General features: G+C 36.9%; 18 protein-coding genes. 10 read left to right on the forward strand and 8 right to left on the reverse strand.

The window, feature by feature from the left end; all coding sequences use genetic code 11:
* The first annotated feature begins 35 nt into the window (after positions 1-35).
* Complete coding sequence (locus M0Q20_RS02935; RefSeq protein WP_295058665.1) at positions 36-1307, forward strand: MFS transporter; 1272 nt, start codon at positions 36-38, stop codon at positions 1305-1307.
* On the opposite strand, the gene M0Q20_RS02940 is transcribed toward M0Q20_RS02935, so the two are convergent.
* Positions 1300-2472 carry a 1-acyl-sn-glycerol-3-phosphate acyltransferase gene (locus tag M0Q20_RS02940; RefSeq protein ID WP_295058666.1) on the reverse strand — a complete coding sequence of 391 codons (1173 nt, stop codon included), beginning with the start codon at positions 2470-2472 and terminating at the stop codon, positions 1300-1302. The genes M0Q20_RS02935 and M0Q20_RS02940 overlap by 8 nt on opposite strands.
* 112 nt (positions 2473-2584) lie before the next feature.
* On the opposite strand from M0Q20_RS02940, the gene pgsA reads away from it, so the two are divergent.
* The 4 genes from pgsA to M0Q20_RS02960 all read left to right on the forward strand — a co-directional run bounded on the left by pgsA (position 2585) and on the right by M0Q20_RS02960 (position 6022).
* Entirely contained in the window at positions 2585-3136 is a 552-nt protein-coding gene (gene pgsA, locus M0Q20_RS02945) for a CDP-diacylglycerol--glycerol-3-phosphate 3-phosphatidyltransferase (protein ID WP_295058667.1), read from the forward strand.
* A complete protein-coding gene (rseP, locus tag M0Q20_RS02950; protein ID WP_295058668.1) occupies positions 3136-4188 on the forward strand; it encodes an RIP metalloprotease RseP in 1053 nt (350 codons plus the stop codon). Before pgsA ends, rseP begins: the two co-directional genes overlap by 1 nt.
* 15 nt (positions 4189-4203) lie before the next feature.
* On the forward strand, positions 4204-4878 hold the full coding sequence (locus M0Q20_RS02955) for a YggS family pyridoxal phosphate-dependent enzyme (RefSeq protein ID WP_295058703.1): 675 nt from the start codon (positions 4204-4206) through the stop codon (positions 4876-4878).
* A 157-nt stretch (positions 4879-5035) separates the two neighbouring features.
* Positions 5036-6022 carry a diaminopimelate dehydrogenase gene (locus M0Q20_RS02960; RefSeq protein ID WP_295058669.1) on the forward strand — a complete coding sequence of 329 codons (987 nt, stop codon included), beginning with the start codon at positions 5036-5038 and terminating at the stop codon, positions 6020-6022.
* Positions 6023-6063: 41 nt separating this feature from the next.
* On the opposite strand, the gene M0Q20_RS02965 is transcribed toward M0Q20_RS02960, so the two are convergent.
* A complete protein-coding gene (locus M0Q20_RS02965; RefSeq protein ID WP_295058670.1) occupies positions 6064-6732 on the reverse strand; it encodes a tRNA-uridine aminocarboxypropyltransferase in 669 nt (222 codons plus the stop codon).
* Between the two features lie 41 nt (positions 6733-6773).
* On the opposite strand from M0Q20_RS02965, the gene M0Q20_RS02970 reads away from it, so the two are divergent.
* Positions 6774-8024: an NAD(P)/FAD-dependent oxidoreductase gene (locus M0Q20_RS02970; RefSeq protein WP_295058671.1), complete on the forward strand. Its 1251-nt coding sequence runs from the start codon at positions 6774-6776 to the stop codon at positions 8022-8024.
* On the opposite strand, the gene M0Q20_RS02975 is transcribed toward M0Q20_RS02970, so the two are convergent.
* Entirely contained in the window at positions 8008-8559 is a 552-nt protein-coding gene (locus M0Q20_RS02975; protein WP_295058672.1) for a thiamine phosphate synthase, read from the reverse strand. The two genes, M0Q20_RS02970 and M0Q20_RS02975, sit on opposite strands and share 17 nt — an antisense overlap.
* Before the next feature lie 175 nt (positions 8560-8734).
* Here M0Q20_RS02975 and M0Q20_RS02980 point away from each other — a divergent pair, with 175 nt between their 5' ends.
* Genes M0Q20_RS02980 through M0Q20_RS02990 form a run of 3 tightly spaced genes read left to right on the forward strand, consistent with a single transcriptional unit; the run spans position 8735 to position 11665 of the window.
* Positions 8735-10831, forward strand: coding sequence for a ribonucleoside triphosphate reductase (locus M0Q20_RS02980; RefSeq protein WP_295058673.1), 2097 nt, complete (start codon positions 8735-8737; stop codon positions 10829-10831).
* Between the two features lie 17 nt (positions 10832-10848).
* A complete protein-coding gene (gene nrdD / locus M0Q20_RS02985; RefSeq protein WP_295058674.1) occupies positions 10849-11001 on the forward strand; it encodes an anaerobic ribonucleoside-triphosphate reductase in 153 nt (50 codons plus the stop codon).
* Positions 10964-11665, forward strand: a complete 702-nt coding sequence (locus M0Q20_RS02990; protein WP_295058675.1) for an anaerobic ribonucleoside-triphosphate reductase activating protein — start codon at positions 10964-10966, stop codon at positions 11663-11665. Before nrdD ends, M0Q20_RS02990 begins: the two co-directional genes overlap by 38 nt.
* Positions 11666-11673: 8 nt before the next feature.
* On the opposite strand, the gene M0Q20_RS02995 is transcribed toward M0Q20_RS02990, so the two are convergent.
* The gene (locus tag M0Q20_RS02995; protein ID WP_295058676.1) at positions 11674-14508 is read right to left on the reverse strand and encodes a ChaN family lipoprotein; all 2835 of its coding nucleotides are present in this window, start codon (positions 14506-14508) and stop codon (positions 11674-11676) included.
* A gap of 120 nt (positions 14509-14628) precedes the next feature.
* On the opposite strand from M0Q20_RS02995, the gene M0Q20_RS03000 reads away from it, so the two are divergent.
* Positions 14629-16332, forward strand: coding sequence for a nitrite/sulfite reductase (locus tag M0Q20_RS03000; protein ID WP_295058677.1), 1704 nt, complete (start codon positions 14629-14631; stop codon positions 16330-16332).
* On the opposite strand, the gene M0Q20_RS03005 is transcribed toward M0Q20_RS03000, so the two are convergent.
* From M0Q20_RS03005 to M0Q20_RS03020, 4 genes are read right to left on the reverse strand one after another with little or no spacing between them, the layout of a single operon-like run.
* The gene (locus M0Q20_RS03005; RefSeq protein WP_295058678.1) at positions 16319-16996 is read right to left on the reverse strand and encodes a response regulator transcription factor; all 678 of its coding nucleotides are present in this window, start codon (positions 16994-16996) and stop codon (positions 16319-16321) included. The genes M0Q20_RS03000 and M0Q20_RS03005 overlap by 14 nt on opposite strands.
* Position 16997: 1 nt before the next feature.
* Complete coding sequence (locus M0Q20_RS03010) at positions 16998-18197, reverse strand: PAS domain S-box protein (RefSeq protein WP_295058679.1); 1200 nt, start codon at positions 18195-18197, stop codon at positions 16998-17000.
* A gap of 6 nt (positions 18198-18203) precedes the next feature.
* Positions 18204-20924, reverse strand: a complete 2721-nt coding sequence (gene polA / locus M0Q20_RS03015; protein WP_295058680.1) for a DNA polymerase I — start codon at positions 20922-20924, stop codon at positions 18204-18206.
* The gene (locus M0Q20_RS03020) at positions 20921-21736 is read right to left on the reverse strand and encodes an HDOD domain-containing protein (protein WP_295058681.1); all 816 of its coding nucleotides are present in this window, start codon (positions 21734-21736) and stop codon (positions 20921-20923) included. The genes polA and M0Q20_RS03020 overlap by 4 nt, the downstream gene beginning before the upstream one ends.
* Positions 21737-21761: the final 25 nt, after the last annotated feature.

Here is a 21761-nt window from a genome sequence, read left to right on the forward strand (position 1 = left end):
TGGTAAAATTGATGCAAAACTAAACAGAGGCGCTTATGCAAACAAGTAAGAGAACTATCTACTCTTGGGCACTTTACGACTGGGCTAACTCTGCCTATGCCACTACCGTGATGGCAGGTTTTTTCCCGCTCTTTTTTAAATCTTACTACAGCGCTGATGTAGCAGCTACCACAAGTACCGCCCATCTTGGATTTGCAAGCTCAATTTCTAGCCTTATTATCGTGCTAATCGCTCCGCTGCTTGGATCAATTGCGGATGTTCATTCACTTAAAAAAAGATACCTTTTCCTCTTTGCTTATCTGGGCATCTTGATGAGTGCTATGCTCTCGCTTGTCGGAGTAGGAGAGTGGCAAGCGGCACTTTTTTTATATATACTTGGAAATATAGGCTTTATGGGCTCAAACATATTTTATGACGGACTTTTACAATCTGTCTCAACCAAAAAAAATGTAGATTTTGTCTCGGGACTTGGTTTTTCACTCGGTTATCTCGGTGGAGGCGTCCTCTTTAGTATAAACGTATGGATGTTCCAGGATTTTGCATTTTTTGGATTTGAGAATCAAGCTGCTGCTATAAAAGCATCGTTTGTTAGTGTAGCACTCTGGTGGGCGCTATTCTCAACTCCTCTGCTTCTGTTTGTAAAAGAGGAGAAAAGCAGACACGTTAGCACAACAACAAAACTAAAAGGTGGGTATTTAAGACTAAAAAAAACTTTTTCCAAAATCAGACAACTCAGACATCTCTCCCTCTTTTTGGTAGCTTACTGGCTCTATATAGACGGCGTAGATACTATTATAAGAATGGCGGTTGATTATGGAATGGCGCTTGGCTTTGACTCGTCAAATCTTATTTTGGCTCTCTTGCTTGTTCAGTTTGTCGGATTCCCCGCAACACTTGCCTTTACACATATATCAATCTATCTAAGTACAAAAGGTGCGATTTTTCTTGCCCTTTTTATATATCTTCTTATAATCATATTGGCTGTTAGCATGAAAGAGGTCTATCAATTTTATATTCTTGCTGTTATGATTGCCCTTGTTCAAGGCGGTATTCAAGCACTTAGCCGCTCCTACTACTCAAGAATGATTCCAAAAGAGTATGCGGCGGAGTTTTTTGGTTTTTATAACTTCGTAGGCAAATTTGCCGCAATTTTTGGACCGCTTCTTATCGCTGTTGTAGCACTTCTTAGCCAAAACTCAAGAGTCTCTATCGCTTCTATCTCTATTTTATTTATTGCTGGAGGAGTTTTACTATATTTTGTAGATGAGAAAAAGGGAGAAAAAGAGCTACATGACGCACTTATGTAGAAGTCTCTAGCTCACTCCTTATGGCTTCTCTTACCTTAATTATTATCTCACTATAATCCATTGAACGCGGTTCTATAGGTTTTAAGAATGTTACCTTTATCTTTCTAGGTCTTGGAAAAAGCATTCCTGCTCCAAGAGCTTCATAGCTGCCGTCAATTACAACGGGGATTATTGGCACGCTAAATGTTTTAGAGAGCATCGCGAAGTATGGTCTAAACTCCAAAAGTTTTCTATCACGAGTTCTTGCACCCTCGGGAAAAATTACTAAATTATTTTTACTTTTTATAGGAAGCGCACAGTAAATCATTGTCTCTTTTAAGTTCTCATTTGCATCTATTAAAATAGTCTGCCCATGTTTAGATATCGGCTCTAGTAGCTTAGTCCCAAAAACCTGCTTATATGCCAGAAAAAAGGTTTTTTTTAAGATTTTATAAGGAAGAGCAGACTCTATTAAAAAACCATCAAGCATACTTTGATGAGACGGCGCAATAATACATGGAGAAGATACAAGATTCTCAACTCCTCTTATCTCAAGACGAAAGTATAGCCTAAAGAGCGGATTGAGAATACTCTTGTAAAGAGACATGATTAGCGGAGAGTATATTAACTTCTCATCAATCTCTTCTCTTAAAAGCTCTTCCCAATCAGGCATTACAGGCTTTACATATAAGCAGTGCTCTTTTACATAAATATAAAGAGACTCAAATATCATCATGCCAGAGAAGAGCGCCTCATCCATCTTTACTCCAAAACTCTCTTCTATAAATACAAAAAGTTCTACATAATTAAGTGAGTCAAGTTCAAGATCAAGTTCTAGATGGCAAGATAGAGAAACTCTCTTTTTAGTCAAAGACTCTATGTATGATTTTAAAACTCTATAAACCTCATCGTCTGGCTCATGCAACTCATTTGATGCACATTTGGCAAGCTTATCAGTTATAATTTTAAAGCCCTTTATCTTTTTCGGCTGTGGAGCTTTCATATTATAAAGCTCAATAGCGTACCACCTTATCTCCTCTTTTATATTTATGATTTTTGCCTCTTTTAGCGCATCAAAATCGGGATAGACAATCGCAAATGGATACCCATCATGCATGACAACTGAAATATCTTTAATATAGCGTGTATGCGAGAGAACTGCCTCTTGTATCTTTTTTAAATCCATTTTATTAACCTGCTCCAATATTAGGTTAATGATACCTTAGAGATTAAGATAATGTCAAGCCTAAATTAAGAGCCAAAAAGTTAAAATACAGAATTAATTAATAAGGCTGTTTTTGTTAAATCTACCTAATATTTTGGCATCTTCACGTATTGTTTTAGCTCCTATTATGTTTTGGGTAATACTAAATCCCGATTACTTTACAGATATGGGTTATCACGTTACATGGAACTACTACTTTGCTTCACTTCTGTTTGTATTAGCAAGCGTGACTGACTTTTTTGACGGCTATATTGCAAGAGAGTGGAATCAGATGACAATCCTTGGCGCGATTATAGACCCGCTAGCTGATAAAATGCTTATAATTGCCGCATTTTTAGGACTTATGATGATTGGCGAAGCGAGTGCATGGGCAATATATATCATAATAATCCGTGAACTCTTTATAACAGGCATCCGTACGGTAGCCGTAAGTGAAGGGTTAAGTGTAAAAGCTTCATGGTCTGGAAAAGTAAAGACTGTGGTTCAGATGATTGCCATCGGATTTTTACTTATGCACTGGCCTCTTGGAAGTGAACTTCTTTGGCTTGCCGTAGCATTAACACTCTACTCAGGCTTTGAGTATCTCTGGGGATTTAGAGCCGCACTTTTGGGAGTTAAAAAATAATGAGTTTTTTAGTATCTTTAATAGTAATCTCCGCACTTATATTTTTTCATGAACTCGGTCACTACTTTGCAGCGCGTGCTATGGGAGTTTACGTAGAGGTTTTTAGCATAGGTTTTGGTCGAAGGGTTGCCTCCTTTAAGAGATGGGGAACTGAGTGGAAAATTGCAATTATACCGCTTGGCGGCTATGTAAGAATGAAGGGTCAAGACGACTCTGACCCTACAAAGAAGAGCTATGATGAAGATAGCTATAATGTAAAAACACCCTCTCAAAAGATTTTCATCCTACTTGCCGGTCCGCTTGCAAACTTTGCTTTGGCATTTGTTCTTTACTTTGTTATTGCTCTTGGCGGACCGAACATCCTCTCCCCTGTAATAGGGGAAGTCGTAAAAGATTCTCCGGCATTTGTTGCGGGGCTTGAGACGAACGATAAGATTCGCTCTATAAACGGCACTCCAATTACCACATGGAAAGAGATGGCAAAAGTTATTGAGACATCTGAAGGCTTACTAAGTTTAGAAGTAGAGAGAGCCGGATATATCCATTTTATAACTCTAAGCCCAAAAATAACGCAGACTACAAATATGTTTAATGAGGTTATTGAGAAAAAGATGATTGGCATAGGAAGTGCGGGAGTTTCACATAAGCTTGAACTTAGTGCTAGCGAAACACTCTCTTATGCAACCGAGCAGACCGCCTTTGCCTCTACATTGATATTTACCGGACTTAAAAAACTCATAGTAGGAGAGGTTCCCGCCAAGGAGCTAGGCGGAATAATCACCATAGTAAAACTAACATCCGACGCGACAGATGCAGGCTGGATGAGCGTGCTCTTTTTTGCAGCTCTAATCTCCGTAAACTTAGGGGTTTTAAACCTGCTTCCAATTCCGGCACTCGATGGCGGACATATCATGTTTAATCTCTATGAACTCCTCTTTAGACGAGAAGTAAATGAGGAGATTATGGTAAAATTAACCATTGCCGGTTGGGTGATACTTTTTTCACTTATGGGGCTTGGACTGTATAACGATATTAATAGACTTGTGGGGTAGAGAATGAAAAATGAGATGAATGACGAAGAGTACAAAATATATATAGACGACATAATAAGAAGAGTTGAGTTTGCAAGAGTGCGCTTTAATGAAAAGCATATCGTTAAAATCGTTGCAATTAGTAAATACTCAAGCTCAGATGAGATAGCAAAGCTCTACCGTATAGGGCAGCGTGCTTTTGGGGAGAACAAGGTTCAAGATTTACGCGCAAAAAGCAAGGAGCTTGATGAGCTTCCGCTTGAGTGGCACTTTGTAGGAAATCTGCAGAAGAACAAAATAAATAATCTGTTAGATATCAACCCTGCTCTTTTTCATGGGCTTGACTCGTTGGAACTCGCACATGAGCTGCAAAAAAAACTTGAAGCTAGAGATATGACACTTGAAGCACTTCTTCAGATAAACTCTGCAAAAGAGGAGTCCAAGCATGGCGTGATGCCCGAAGATGCTGTTGCTATCTATAACCAAATAAAAAAAGAGTGCCCAAACATTCACCTTCGCGGTGTTATGAGCATCGGCGCGCACACTGAAGATAAAGCGGTAATTAAAAAGAGTTTTGAGACAACTTATAGCATCTATAAAAAGCTAGAGGATGCAACGATATGCTCCATGGGCATGAGCGGGGATTTTGAGCTGGCTATCGAGTGTGGCTCTAACATGGTCAGACTTGGCTCTATTATGTTTAACAGATAGTTTCTCTCTGTTTTTAGTAACATAAAATTTAAATTTTTACTATACTCTTAACAGCTATTTTTGTTTTAAGTGCTATAAAACATACTAAAGTGTAAAATACACCCTATTTTTTGACAAAACTGTCATAAAAACTATATTTTAATACTGGAGAACTTATATGCAAAACAGAATAAAAATTGCAATTGCCGGCTATGGAAACCTTGGAAGGGGAGTAGAGTTATCTATCTCAAAAAATCCGGATATGGAGTTGGTTGGAGTTTTTTCCAGACGTGATCCAAAAAGCGTAAAAACGCTATTTTCAGAGACTGAAGTTTTCCATGTTGATGCTATTTTAGAGTTTAAAAATAGTATTGATGTTTTAGTACTTTGTGGTGGCTCTAAAGATGATTTACCTATTCAAGCTCCAGAGTTTGCAAAATACTTCAATATCGTAGATAGCTATGATACACATGCTAAGATTCCTGAGTACTTTTCGAGCGTAGATAAACCTTCATGTGAAAACAACAAAGTGGCTATGATAGCTATAGGATGGGATCCGGGGATGTTTTCCGTAAACAGACTTTATGGAGAAGCAATTTTACCAGAAGGAGAAACTTACACGTTTTGGGGCAAAGGTCTTAGTCAAGGACACTCTGATGCCATTAGAAGAGTAAACGGAGTTAAAGATGGAGTTCAATACACTCTGCCCTCAGCACAAGCCATAGAAAAAGTACGAAGCGGTGTGCGCCCTACTCTCTCAACAAAAGAGAAACATACCAGAGAGTGCTATGTTGTCTTAGAAGATGGTGCAGATGCCGCAGCAGTTGAGTCCGAAATCAAAAACATGCCAAACTACTTTGAGCCTTATGACACTACAGTACATTTTATAAGCCAAGAGGAGTTACTAAAAAACCACAATAAAATGCCTCATGGTGGATTTGTAATAAGAAGCGGAAGCTCAAGCAAGCAAAATAGTCAAGTAGTAGAGTATTCTCTAGCACTAGAGAGCAACCCTGAGTTTACGGCAAGTGTAATGGTCGCTTATGCAAGAGCAACATATAGACTCTATAAAAAATGTGATTTTGGAGCAAAAACAGCATTTGATGTTGCTCCGGGACTTTTATCTATTAAATCGGCGCAAGAGTTAAGAGCAGAACTTTTATAGAAAATATTTGAGCATTTTATCTTCTATAGTGCTCAAACCTGCTATACGCCACTTCTAGCTTTAAATCTTACTGCATTACTAAGAGAATTATCGATACACTCCATCTGATACTCTACCATTTTATAAAATGGGTTTAGAAATCTCTCAAAATCATTTTTGCTTAAATTTTCAATTTTGTCTCTATGTAATAGCTCTAGCACGCTCAAAGTTGACTCTATTGTTGAGAGACAATACTCCCGAGGTTGCTCTTTAATCTTAAACTCTGAGAGCTTTTTGTTATCAAAACTTATATGTTTTAGTGTGTGGAGATTTTTACTCTCTTTTAACATCTTAAGCGAACATGCCCAAGTTGAGTCTATAATAAAAATAGCTATATCTTTTTTTACATCCAAAGAGCCATTTTGCAAGTTTTCTTTGCTTATATTTATTGCATCTTTTGAGGGGTAAAGTATATAGCTTTGAGATGTTTTGATGATGCTGTTAATCTCGTTATGATTTGTAAAATCAATGCCTACAAAAAGTTTTGAGTTCTTAAGAGAGAGATGCGTCAGATGACCTGTGCCGTTTTTTACTTTTTTAAACTCTTTTGGATGCATAAGTATCACAAACTTTGTCCTTGTCTCTACCTCATGAACATGCTTACACATACATGAACTTTTGGGTCTGTAACAACTGTAACATCTCTCTCTATCACCATAAAGTGTTTGCATTCTCAACCTATAAAATAATAGGAATTATACTAAAATATCGCATGGATTTTAAAAAAGAGTTTGACCTTATTATTGTCGGCGGTGGTGCTGCGGGAATGATGGCTGCAATAACGGCGGCAAGAGAGAAAAAGAGTGTACTACTCTTAGAAAAACTTTCGCAAATTGGCTCAAAACTAAAGGCTACAGGCGGCGGACGTTGCAACCTGACAAACACTCTGACAAACGAGGAGTTTATGAACAAATTTGGACGTAACGGCAGATTTATGCAAGATGCCCTTAAAGAGTTTGATCATAATGCTCTTATGAGATTTTTTAAAGAGATTGGGGTTGAGACCCATGCGCCTGATGGCTTTAGAGTATTTCCGACTTCGCACAGTTCTCAAACGATTATATCAGCACTTTTAGAGGAGATGCAAAGAGTCGGGGTAGAGATTTTAACATCTCAAAAGGTTGAAAAACTTCTCCATAAAAATACGCAGATAATCGGAGTCAAAACTGCTGATAATATTTTCTACTCAAATAGTGTCATAGTCGCAACAGGCGGTCTGGGCTACCCAACCCTTGGAGCCGAGGGAGACGGGCACAATATGGCTATAGAGCTAGGGCACAAAGTAACAAAGCTACACCCTGCCATGATGCCCCTTCATGTAAAAGAGAGATGGGTTGAGAATTGCCGTGCCGATACCATCCCCAAAGTAGAAGTTAGAGTCGATATGAAAAAGCACTCTAAGATTAAAGCTACTGGAGATTTAATATTTACAAAAAACGGCATAAGAGGTCCTGTAGTTCTAGACATTGCAAGGGAGCTGACTCCTTTGTTGGATAAGTATGGCGAAGTGCCAATTTTGCTAAACCTTGCAAAAGGGATGAACGAAGAGCAGATAACAAAGCATCTAAGGGATGAGGTTTTAAAAAAGCCGCATGCAACTATTTTTGAGCTTATAAATACTATTCTTCCCGCCCCTTTATCCGCAGAAATCTCTATTTTAGCCGGTATTGACAAAGAGCTGACATACGGTAAAGTCTCTGGAGCACAGAGGGCAAAACTTATAGAGCTTTTGGCTTGGACACCGCTAACTGTTACAGGGCATGACGGCTTTAAGATGGCTATGATAACACGCGGTGGAGTGGAGTTAAAAGAGATTGATCCAAAAACAATGCAAAGCAGACTCTTAAAGGGTCTCTATTTTTGCGGCGAAGTTATGAATCTTGACGGACCATGCGGAGGCTATAACCTACAGTGGAGTTTCTCCAGCGGATTCTTAGCTGCAAAATTTAATAAAAATACCTAATAGAAGCAAATCCATAAACTTTTGTCTGTGCAATTTTCTCTAAGTGCTCTTTTGTCACAATCCCGCCAAGTGCAAAAACATCTATCTTGCATATCTCAAGCAGCTCTTTTAAATCATTAATGCCTTTAGGTTTGCCCTTGTTTGGTGAAGCAAATATTGGGCTGTATGTAACCGCATCTGCACCTAATTTTTGAGCTAACAAAACTTCCCCCTTAGTATGCGTGCTTATTATGACTTCTAATCCCAAACTCTTTGCATCTTCTATCTTTGCAAACTGTGTTGATGCTAGGTGCACTCCTGTTACAGCAAGCTTTTTTGCCAACTCCACATCTTGATGTAAAAAGCTCTTAACTCCCACATTTTCAGCACAAAGCTTTGCAAAAAGTGCTGCTAGGTTGCTATAGTTAGGATTTGATTTATCCCTATAAAGCGCATATGAAGGGTTATGTTTTTTAATCTGCAAATCCAATCTTGAGCAAAAGATTTCTGGAATATCCGTGTATAACTCTTTAGATGTTATTAGGTATTTTTGCATTTTACGCACCCATTTATTAAGATGAATTTTTTTAAAAAAACTTACTACTGCGTAGATTATACCTTATAGCAATTAATAGAGCTTTTAGTGACGCTAGTGTGACACTTTTTATTATTAGTTTTTAACTTCTTATCTTATAAACTGCGTCTTATAATTTTAAAGAATAGGAGCTGTCATGGTTGAAAATATTTTAAAGAGAGATGGCACGTATAAAGAGTTTTTGTCTTTTAAAATCGAAGACGCTATTAAAAAAGCTTTTAAATCTCAAAATGTAACTTATGATAGTGCAGTATTCTTCAATGTTCTTGATAAGCTAAAAAGCAAAAGAGTTGTTGCGGTAGAAGATATTCAGGATTTGATAGAAAAAGAGCTATATACCCTTAGATACTTTGATGTAATGCGCTCATTTATGGTCTATCGCCATACGCATAAAATGCAAAGAGAGCATGTGCTTGATGAAGATACTACCTATATAAACTCTACTCAAACTGTCGAAGAGTATATCTTAGGAACTGACTGGCGCATTAAAGCCAACTCAAATACAGGCTACTCCAATGCAGGACTTGTAAACAACACAGCAGGCAAGGTAATAGCAAATTACTGGTTGGATAAAATCTACTCAAAAGAGGAAGGTTATGCACACCGTAACGGTGATTATCATATCCATGACCTAGACTGCTTGACCGGCTACTGCGCGGGATGGTCTCTTCGTGTCTTATTAGATGAAGGTTTTAACGGGGTTAGAGGTAGAGTTGAGAGTAGCGCGCCTAGACATTTTCGTGAAGCTTTGGGGCAGATGGCAAACTTCTTAGGCATCCTCCAATCTGAGTGGGCAGGCGCTCAAGCGTTTAGTTCATTTGACACATATTTAGCACCATATGTATTTAAAGATAAGCTACCGTACAATGAGATTAAAAAAGCAATCAGAAGTTTTGTTTACAACCTTAATGTACCGGCACGCTGGGGGCAATCTCCGTTTACGAACATTACTATTGATTGGACTGTACCAGATGATTTAAAAGATCAAACTCCAACATCAATGCAGCTTCATCTTTTTAAAAATGTTTTAGATAGCGAACTTGAAGAAGAGGCAAAACAAAGAGGAGCAAACTCTCTTAAAGATATGACATATAAGCATTTCCAACCGGAGATGAACCAGATAAACAAAGCGTATTATGAGATTATGACAGAAGGTGATTTAACAGGTCAGCCATTTACGTTTCCAATCCCGACTGTAAATATTACAGAAGATTTTGACTGGTACGGTGAAAATACCGACATTTTATTTGAAAATACTGCAAAAGTAGGCTCTTCATATTTTCAAAACTTTATCGGTTCACAGTTCAAAAGAGACGAAAATGGAAACTTGGTAGAAAATCCTGAGGCATATAAACCTGGACATGTACGTTCTATGTGTTGTCGCTTGCAGCTGGATCTGCGTGAACTTCTAAAACGTGGCGGTGGACTCTTCGGTTCTGCAGAGATGACAGGCTCTATTGGTGTTGTAACAATTAATATGGCTCGCTTAGGCTTTCTTCACAAAGGCGATAAAACGGCTCTTTACAAGCGTCTTGATGAACTTATGGAGCATGCAAAATCAACACTCGAGAAAAAACGCGTCTTTATACAAGAGATGTATGATAGAGGACTCTTCCCATACACGAAGAGATACCTTCCAGGATTTAAAAACCACTTCTCAACTATCGGTGTTAACGGTATCAATGAGATGATTAGAAATTTCACAAGTGATGGTTATGATGTTAGTGATGAGAGAGGTATAGAGTTTGCTATTGAGATTCTAAACTACATGAGAGATAGAATGGTAGAGTTTCAAGAAGCAACAGGAAATCTTTACAATCTAGAAGCTACACCTGCAGAAGGTACTACTTATAGATTTGCAAAAGAGGATAAGAAGCGTTATGGGGATTCAATCCTTCAGGCTGGAATGGGTGAAAATATCTACTATACAAACTCATCTCAAATTCCTGTTGATTTAACAAATGACCCGTTTGAAGCATTGACACTTCAAGATGACCTTCAGTGCAAATATACCGGTGGAACTGTTCTTCACCTCTATATGCAAGAGAAGATAAGCTCTACAGAAGCTTGTAGAAAACTTGTTAAAAACGTAATAACAAACTTTAGACTTCCATATATAACGGTAACACCGCTATTTTCAGTTTGTCCAAAACATGGATATATAGCGGGCGAACATGAGTTTTGTCCAAAATGTGACGAAGAGCTTTTGGGCGAAGTCACAATCGCATCTTAGTAAAGGAGGTAAAAACAATGAGCAAAAATGAAGCTTTAACTATGTTAAAAGATAGAAGACAAAAGTGTATCGTTTACACAAGAGTTATGGGTTATCACAGACCTGTTGAGAGTTTTAATGTAGGGAAAACTGGTGAGCACAAACAGAGAAAACAATTCACTGAGTGCTAATGTAATATATGATTTAACATCATTCACCCACTTGGATTATCCCAACCACCTATCTTGTATAGTGTGGTTTAGTGGGTGCAATATGCGCTGCAACTACTGCTACAACAAAGATATAGTTTTTGCCAAAAATGGCAAGTACAGTTACGACGATATCCTCGATTTTTTAAAAACTAGAGTAAACCTACTTGAAGCAGTTGTTTTATCCGGCGGCGAAGCCACCTCTTATGATTTAGTTCTGTTTTGCCGCAAGATAAAAGAGCTTGGATTTAAGATTAAACTAGATACTAACGGTACAAACTTTCTGCATGTAAAAGAGCTACTTGAGTTAAACCTTCTAGACTATATCGCACTTGATTATAAAGCTCCTAAGGCAAAATTTACTCAAATTACACACTCAAACAAATTTGATGAGTTCTCAAAAACTCTAGATTTTTTAATCGGCGGCACAATTGAGTTTGAAGTCAGAACTACACTTCACTCTGATCTACTTAGCGTTGATGATATAAATGAGATTATTGTTGATTTAAAGAGCCGCGGTTATAAAAACAGATACTACATACAGGAGTTTTTAGATACCGGAGTCAATATTGGTGATATAAAAGCTCCAAGCAAAAAGCTAGATAGATCTCTTCTTTGCAGCGATTTGGAAATTACCTTTAGATAATCCCAAACCTACTCCAAGAAACTTACAGTCACGTCGATTTTTTCAGAGCCCCTTAAGAGTGTCAAAATCAGACTCTCCTCTATAAAGGCAAGCTCTGTTTTAATGTCATATATACTTTTTACTTTAGTGCCGTTTATTGCTACGACACTATCTTTAGCTTCAATCTCTGCTTTTTGTGCCGGTGAATCCTCAACAAGCTTGTTGACACTCAAGTTACTATCATCCTCAAAATAGATACCTAATTTTTTTGCTTTTTTGGTTGTTACGGCTGATGGATAGAGGAGATAATCAGCTATACCGGGTTCAGGGTCCGTAAGATTAAGGACTATCACTCCATCCTCAACTCCTCTTCTTTTGGCTCTGTTTGGAATTCCATGTCCATGCATTATATGTCCGTTACCGGCTAAAACGGCCATAGAGTGCTCGGGGTTTTTCTGCAAGAAACTTGCCATATTCTCTGCCATCGACTCATCCCAAAGTAGCTGTGCATGATAAAATTCATCGAAATCTTTAAAGCTTTTTGATTGATGCATACCGAATATGCCTCTTAGTTGATCTCTATATTTTTGATTATCAAAATCTATTGAGCTTGGAATCAGAGCAAGTTCATCACTTGAGAGCGCTTCAAAACCGCCGTTTACAACTTTTTTTGTTATATCTCTGTCAATATTTAGCGCTACAATCGGTAAGTGTTTCTCTTTTGCAAAAAGGATAATCGGACGATAGAGTTCATAATCATACTTCCATCTCTTAAAATACTCTGTCTTTAGTAGCATCTCTTTTTCACTTATTTTTCCTGCTATGTAGTCATCTAAATATTTTTGGAACTGCTTTTGAAACATCTCCATACCTATTGAGAGACGAGGATTATGCTTATACATGGCTTTAATTATTTTAAGTTGATTTAGATGACTTGAAAACTCAGTATGCTTCTCCCCAATATATACGACTCTATTTTTTGCTATATTATCAATTACTTCATTTAAGTTCTGCGTCTTTGCTTTTATTGCGTATGAATCGCTGTTTATATTATAAACAACACCTCTTTGGGATACTTTGGCTCTCTTATCTATAATCTTCTCATCTTCAAAAACTACTTCGGAATATTTTCCAAGGTGCTTTAGTTTGTAAAAAAAAGATTTTGATATCTTATACATATCAAAAACAGCAACAACATGATGCTCATTTATAGGATTTTTAAACATCTCAATCTTAGCATCGCCTTGCATTTTAAATGAGATAGAGATTTGATTTAAAAGCTCATTTTTAGCACCCAAAATAAATACATTGCTATTTTTAAGCTCTTCAAATTTTACCTCATCGGCATATTTAAAGTTTTTAAATATCTTTTTAAACTTTGAAAACTTCTCCTCATCAGCTCTATCTATAACAACAAGAACGTTTGAGCCGATTATTTTTGAGATTACAGGTGGAGCCTCAAGCGGGTGCAATCTTCTAAAGAGTTCATAATCCTCATCTATTACCATTTTAACAGGCTCCACGTCAAGCTCAAAACGTTGCCTCTTCTTACTTAAATCAATTTTTGTAGTAAGACACTCTCTATCTGAGCATATAGAAACAGGAATAAAATCTGCCTTGTTGTTGCTTGTAATATCAAACTCTAGTATATATCTATTTTCCACAAACATCAGACTTGTGTTGTTAATAACAAAATCAAGTGCCCCCTTCTCATATATCCAATTTTTAAAAAAAACATCCAGCTTCTGATTTGATGCCTTCTCATATATCTCTCTTAAATTTTCATATGTCGCCTCTTTAAAAGCATAATTTTCAAGCAGCATCTTTGTTCCATCAAGAAATGCTCTCTCGCCGATTTTTTGCTCTAACATATAGAAAAAGAAAGCTGACTTTTCATAGCCGATTGCATTTTTGCTGTTTTTAGTTTTACTCTCAAAATCAATCGGCGCTATCTCATTGCTTAGGCCTACATGTGAGTTATATTTAATTAACATATCTTTTCTATATTCAACTGCTCTATTCTCTTTTTTTGCATATAGGTAATCGGCATAGAATGTAGTCATACCCTCAACCCAGTTCCCTTTACGTGGTGCTTGAACATAGTTTCCAAACCATTGATGAGCTATCTCATGACCCAGTGAGTTATTTAAAACATAATCTTTATCAATAATCTGCTTGCCAATTAGAGTATATGTCGGCATAGAGTAACCGGCTGGAAACTGTGTCTCGACAATTGAGAAGTTATTAAAAGGCACAAAGCCAAACATATCTTTGTAAATGGCAAAGTACTCCTGCGCATTTTTAAAATATATATCAGAGAGATTTGAATCTTGAGAGTACAAATATGTGGATAAGGTCATTTTATCTTTTGTAAGTATTTGACTCTTATGATAATTTTTTGATGCTATAAGATTTATCTTATCTAGCTGATGATCAAAGATAAAACGGGTAGTGCCGTTTTTTGACTCTATTTTGGTAGCTTCTGTAATAGCTAAAATTTCGGAATTTGAGATAACTGTTTCATATTTACACATAAGCGCTACTCTTGGATACCAATTATCGAGTAAAATAGCGTCTGAATTAATTAAGTTAAACTTATGCGTAAACGAGATTTCAACTGCTCTGTTTTTACTCTCTTTTACAAGAGTCGGTATATTTTTCTCAACACTAAGCTGTGCGCCCTTAATCTCTGAAATATTTGCCTTTGTATCAAGCAGTTCTACTCTCGGCTGGTCGGTAGAGATAACAGCTTTTCCCCCAACTGTACCTCTCTCCATATCAATGTCGATATCAAGAGTGTATTGACACTCATGTCCATAAATAACCGATGCTAGTAGTGACGATAATAGAAGTAGTTTTTTCATAATTTTCTTGCCCTTTTATATAAGAATTCATATTCTAGCTAGAAAAAGAATATGAATTACAACAACTTAAAATGATGAATATCAAGAGAATTTATTTTAGTTATTAGATAGAATACAGGTATGGAAAAAAAACTAAACAAAAGAGAGCGCTATAAAGCTCAATTAAAACCCATCGACTACTATAAAGATTTTGAAGATATTGATTTTGAGAGCCTAAATGAAGTAGATAGGTTTTATCTTCAAGATTTTGGAATATTCAATACCAACTTTTTAGAAGATGAGTTTACTATTCGCATTCGTATCCCAGGCGGAAGAATAAGTGCACAAATTTTTCAAAAAATAGCTGATATAGTAGATGAGTATGATTTAACCATTATCTTAACGGCTAGATCAGGCATACAGCTTCACGATGTAGAAGCAGATGATGTTTTAGCCATCCACAAACGAATAAATGCACTTGGCGTATCTACATGGCAGAGTTTTGGAGATAATGTTAGAAACATTATCGCAGACCCTTATGATGGATGTGGAATCTTTTGTGAGATAGAAGTTTATGATATTGTTATGCAGATGCATGACTACATTATAGAAAATCCTCGCTATGTAGGAATGCTTCCTCGCCGTATCTCAATAGGAATATCAGGAAATCGCTCAAACGTTACCTCATTTTTTGCAAACGACATCTATTTTGCGTTGGCAAAAAAAGATGATTTATTTGGATTTAATGTCTACATGGGCGGTAAAAATACGGAAGTTGCTCGTAGTGCCGACATCTTTTTAAAAGAGGAGGAGATCTTTGAGTTCTTCAAAGCTTTTCTAGAAGCTTTTTACCTTCATGGTTCACGTTTTTCACGCTCTAAAACTCGCATATTTCATATGATAGAAGATATCGGGATGGATGGATTAAAAGCGCATATTCAAAAAGAGTATAAAAAAGAGTTTCAGTCTCAGGGCGAACTCATACTAGAGAAAAAAGAGTTTTCAGATTTCCATAAACTAAAAGATGGCAGTTATGGTTTTTGCTATCAGACTAACTTCTCAAGATTAACAACCGATGAGATTAAAGATATTGCCTCTTTTGCAACACAAAACAGCCTTGAGATAAGACTTGGAATAGATCAAAATATCTATCTAACAGGTCTTAAAGAGCCATCCTCCCCTCTAAAGTCTCAAGCGGTAAGTCAAACAGTAGTTGCATGTGCGGGTAATCTCTGCCCATACGCTGTTTGGAGCATTAAAGATGAGACCTCATATCTTCCGCTTGATAAGATAAATGAGCACCAGATACAAGTTGGATTTTCGGGCTGTGCAAAGGGTTGTGGCAGACATAGACATACCGATATAGGTCTAATCGGTCTAAAGACAAACAACTTTGGAGATACCGAAGGGGGAGCTAGAATATTTTTGGGTGCTCTTCACTCAAATGGCGCATCTGTAGGGCGTCAACTCTTCTCTATGGTACCGTTTGTTCATCTAAATGAGACGGTATCTTTAGTTATAAAGCTCTTTGAGCTTAGCGGGTATAGAGATTTTGAAGAGTATGCTAGCAATGTTTTAATAAACTATAGCGAAGAGTTCTTATCTTTATGGGTTTTGGCAAACCTTGAAACAAATAAAACCATAGCAGTTGCTAAACTAGATAAAGCACAAAACTTTGAGTATGAAAAAGAGCTACTTAAAAAAGAGTTTTCAGAGCTTGATTTTTGGGAGCATGTGAATGAGGATTTTCATGATGCAGTTAGCTACCTCAGTAAAAAACTATGGACAATAGAGGGAGAAGACCCACACTATAAACCAAAAATAGAGAGAACTAACTTTCGTTAAAAGAGAGTTGATAACCAACTCCTTTTATATTTTTTACCAATTTTTTTGATGTTTTGGCTCTAAATCTTCTAATAAAAGTTCGCACTCTCTCATCACTAACCTCTTCACCCCACAAGCTCTCTTTTATTTGCATATCGCCAACAACTCTATTTTTCTCTTCAAGCAAAAGAGATAAAAACCTAATCTCGCTCTTTGAGAGAGAGACATACCTCTCATTTTTATATAAAGAGCAGGTTCCTTTATTAAAAACAAACCCATCACTTAGCTTTATCGACTTTTTGCTTAGTCTAGGAATTATACTTTTGATATACTCTAAAAGTTCATCTGTATCAAAGGGTTTTAAAAAATATTTTGTTATACCGATATCAATGGCACTAAAGAGCTTCTCTTTTTCACTGAATGCGCTTAGTATTATTATGGGAGTTTTTGGGCTAATCTGCTTTATCTCCTTAGCCATGTCAAGCCCTGAGAGGCGCGGCATCATTATATCTGTTATTACAATATCGGGTTTAATTTTTTTAAAAACCTCCAAGCCCTCAACTCCGTCAATTGCAACACTAAAGCTGTAAAAATTATCGCCTATAGCATCTTTTAGGAGTCTTGCAAGATTCTCTTCATCCTCTACAAGTAAGATTTTAATATCTTTTAATGCTCTTTTTTTCATGTTAATCCAATGGAATTTTTATACTAAAAGTCGTAGAGTTTTTTTTACTCTTTACATCAAGCGTACCGCCTAATCCCTGTTCACAAATCATCCTAGACATAAAGAGCCCCAAACCCGTTCCACGACTTTTGTGTTTTGTAGTAAAGTAAGGTTCAAAAATCTTCTCTAAATTCTCTTTTGCTATCCCTCCTGCATTATCCTGCAGTTCAATAAGAGCAAAACCGTTCTTCTCTTTAGCGCTTATTGTTATCTCTCTAAGGAGAATACTATTGTGTTTAAATGCATCTTTAGAGTTATTAATCAGATTTATTATTACTTGTGTTAGCTCATTGGTAATCCCAAGAACCTCTATATCTTCAAGATCTCTTTTTACTACTATCATCTCATCATCTATCATACTCTCTAAAAGCCCTATAGACTCCATTATACTATCTTTGATATTAAAGTAGTGTTTCTCTTTATCGGGAGAAAAAAAGTTTGTAAAATCATCTATTGTCTCAGACATATTTTTTATAATATGTTTACTCTCTGCATAAAACTTTGAAGCATCATCTTCATTACTGTTTTGAAGTGCTTTTTTGATGTTAAATACCGCCAAAGAGAGCTCAGTAAGCGGTTGCCTCCACTGATGTGCAATATTAGCGAGCATTTGACCGAGGCTTGCATGTCGTGACTGCCAAAACATAACACGCTGCTTCTCTTCATTTTTTGCTATCTCTTTTTGCACACGCTCCTCTAGAGTCTGATTTAACTCTTTTAACTCTCTTGTCTGCTCCTCTACCCTCTTCTCTAGGTTTCTATTTAACTCCTCATACTCAGCCTCTTTTTTTAAGAGCTCTTCTCTTAAGAGCATCTCTTTAGTTACATCGTATCTAATTGCAATATACTCTACTATATTTTGGCTCTCATCAAGAATCGGGATAATTGTCGTGTTAACGTAAAATGCAGTGCCGTCTTTTGCTAAGTTTTTAACGGTGTCTTTATATATCCTTTTATCTTTAATGATCCTCCAAAGAAGAGCGAACTTCTCCTTTGGTACATCGGGATGTCTTACTATATTGTGATTTTTACCTATTAGCTCATCTCTTGTATATCCACTGATTGAACAAAACTCATCGTTGACAAAGGTTATTACTCCGTTAACATCCGTTTTTGAGATAATATTGCTTTTTTCAATCGCTTCTTTATACTGTTTTAGCATATAGCACTACTTTAACTCGCTCCAGTTATCCCCGATATTCATACTCGCTTTTAGAGGAATATTAAGCTCCATAATGCTTTGCATAATCTCTTTAAATCTCTTGCCTAGAGCTTCAGCCTCATCTTCATTAACCTCAAATATAAGCTCATCATGAATCTGAAGAAGCATCTTTGCATTTAGCTTCTCATCTTCAATAACTTTGTGAATTTTATTCATACTAAGTTTTATAAGATCACTTGCACTGCCCTGAAAAACAGTATTTACGGACTCTCTCTCATACGCCGCTTTAAACATCGGTGAAGCATTTTTGTAGTCAAAATATCTTCTGCGCCTCAAAAGAGTCTCAACATACCCAATCTCTTTTGAATCCTCTACTATTTGACGGAAATAGGCTCTAACACTCGGGAAGCTGTTGAAGTACTTCTCTATTATCTCTTTTGCTTCCTTAGTCGTTATGCCTAGAGTCTCGGATAGTTTTTTTTGCCCCATTCCGTAAAGAAGTCCAAAATTTACAGTTTTTGCAACATCTCTTTTTGCATCTGCCTCATCTTCGCCAAAAAGAGCTACTGCAGTTTGACGATGTATATCTTTGTCACTCTTAAAAGCCTCTACTAAAAATTTATCCTGTGTAAAATGGGCAAGCAGTCTAAGCTCAATTTGAGAGTAGTCTATACCGATAAGTTTTTTGCCTTTTGGCGCGATGAACGCTTCTCTTATTTTAGCACCGAGCTTAGTTCTAGTAGGAATATTTTGCAAATTTGGATTTTTTGAACTAAGTCTTCCAGTTGCCGTTCCTGTCTGAACAAACGATGTATGAATACGACCCTCTTTATCCCCGCGACTGAGCTTTAAGAGCGGCTCTATATAGGTCGAGAAAAGCTTATACACCTCGCGATACTCTAAAAGATACGGAATAATCTCATGCGCATCTTTTAATGAAGTAAGTACTTGCTCATTTGTGGAGTAGCCGGTCTTTGTTTTCTTTCCGGTTGCAAGACCAAGCTCTTCAAAAAGGATAACTCCAAGCTGTTGTGTAGAGTTTATGTTAAACTCCCTTTTTGCCAACGAGTAGATTTTGTTTGTCAAATCACTTAAACTCTCTTTTACTTCAACAAGAAACTTCTCTAAAAAGCGGCTATCTAGGGCTATTCCCTCTCTCTCCATAGCTAAAAGAGTTTCGATAAATATAAATTCAACCTCTTTTGCCTCTGCAATAAGATGCTCAGCATTTTGAAGTTTAAGCCTCTCTAAAAGTTTATAATAGAGCTTTAACGTAATAACGGCATCTTCCGCAGCATAGCCGCATGCATCTTCTAGCTCAACGCTTGCAAATGTTTCGCCTTTTTTTACAGTATCTTTAAAAGGAATCATTTTGTGATTTAGAAATTTATCCGAGAGTTTATCAAGAGATAGCGCATCTTCAGGATCTGCTAGCCATGCAAGTATCATAGAGTCTGCAAAAATATCTAGACTACTTAGCTGCAAAAATCTGCAAACAAAGTGTAGATCAAACTTTATGTTGTGTCCAATAACACGGGAGTTAAATATTTTTTTTATAGCCTTTGCGGCATCATCACGGCTAATCTGCTCCGTTACCCCAAGGTAGGAGTGCGCAATTGGCACATAATATCCCTCGCTTTGATCAAAACTAAAACTAAAACCGACTAAGGAGTCATTCCTGTAATCTAATCCTGTTGTCTCTGTATCAAAAGCTACTATCGTATCTCTATTTAATAGCTCCAGCACTCTGTAAAGCTCTTTTGGGTCTGTAATAAGCGTTGTTTTAAAACTTAACTCTTTGCTCTTTGGATTCTCAACTTCTACTTTTGCAACCGCCTCTTCATGGGCTTCTTGGGTGACTATTTTTTTTGCTTGAAGCTTTTTTAAAATACTGTTTTGCTCATACTTTACTAGCTCTTCATAGATGTTTAAAAAGGGGTGCTCCACATCCATTTTATACTCTTGAAAGTCAAAACTCTCCAATGCATCTTCTTTGAGTGAAACTAACTCTTTTGACCTATAGGCATCTGCCTTAAACTCAATAAGCTTCTTTTGGATACCGGGAGGTTTTATCTCATCTATATTTGCATATATATTATCAAGAGTCTGATACTGCTCTAAAAGCTTCTGCGCACCGACTTTTCCAATTCCCTTTACACCGGGAATATTATCGGCAGAATCACCTAAAATTGCTTGATAATCTTGAAACTGTTTTGGAGAGATACCATACTTCTCAATGCATGCATCCTCATCCATAACTTTTTTCTTTATTGCATCAACTAAGACAACCTTGCCATCGTCAATAAGCTGGAAAAGATCCTTATCATGAGATACTATCCTGACGTTATAACCCTTCTCTTTAGCAAAACGCACAACAGTAGCAATCATATCATCTGCTTCATAGCCTACTCGCCCAAGAGTTTTGTAGCCCATCTTATCTATCCACTCTATAGCAATAGGAAGCTGCATCATAAGATCTTCAGGCGGTGCTACTCTGTGTGCCTTATAGTTTGAATCTATCTCGTTTCTAAAAGTCGGTCCTTTAGAATCAATAGCAAAAATGAGATAATCACTATCATGCTGTTTTTGAAGTGTAGATATGAAGTTTGTAAAGCCGGTTAAGAGACCGGTAGGAAAACCTTGGCTATTTTTTAGGTATTGTGGAAGCGCATAAAAGCTACGAAAGAAAAAGCCAAATGTATCAATTATTGTGACGGTTTTGCTCATTCTTGCAAACTATCCACTATTTGAGAAATAGACTCTTCTAATAGAGAGATATCGTACCCTGCATCACTCGCCTTTTTCAATCCAAAATTTATAGACATTTCAGAAAAAGGTCTATTTACCGGCACTACTGTTTTTACAATATTTAGAGCCGTTGAGAACTCTTTTACATCCTCGGGAGCAGCCGATGGATTGTCTGAATATTTTATCATCTCAATAAAACTATTATCAAATCCCCAGTGCTTGAAAACTAATGCCGTGACTTCCCCACATGTCGCATTTGAGTAATCCCTCTCAACCATTGCAATGTTATTTGAGTTCTCTATCTCACTAGCAAAACTTATAGCCTCATCATTTTGAATAATCTCACTCGCTATTAGTATCTTTCCCGTCTCCTGCAAAAAAGCAGCCAAGTATAACTCTTCAGCCTTTTGCTTATCTATTTTTCTATACCACTTATAGATCAACACAGCTTGAAGTGAAGATATTTTTGCAAACTCATCTGAGCTAATATTATAAGGCTGCATATCTACGTTTAAAAGCTTTTTAACTGAATTTCCTATCGCAATTGAACGTGTCATGTTCATTCCAAAGAGGCTTACTGCTTGAGCAGCATTTTTTATCTCTCTGCCAAAACCATAAAGCGGAGAGTTTGCAATCTTTAAAATATTTGCAATTATCATTGGGTCATTCTCTATCGCTTTTGCCATATCTTTTATCGTTGAATTTTCATCGGCATAAATTCTATTTATTTCCACAATAGTAGTAGAGAGGGGGGGAAGAGACTTTATACTATCAATAATTGAACTTTTCAAGCAGATACCTTGTTTTTTTTTATTA

It is taken from the genome of Sulfurimonas sp. (assembly GCF_023229025.1).
Classification (GTDB): Bacteria; Campylobacterota; Campylobacteria; order Campylobacterales; family Sulfurimonadaceae; genus Sulfurimonas.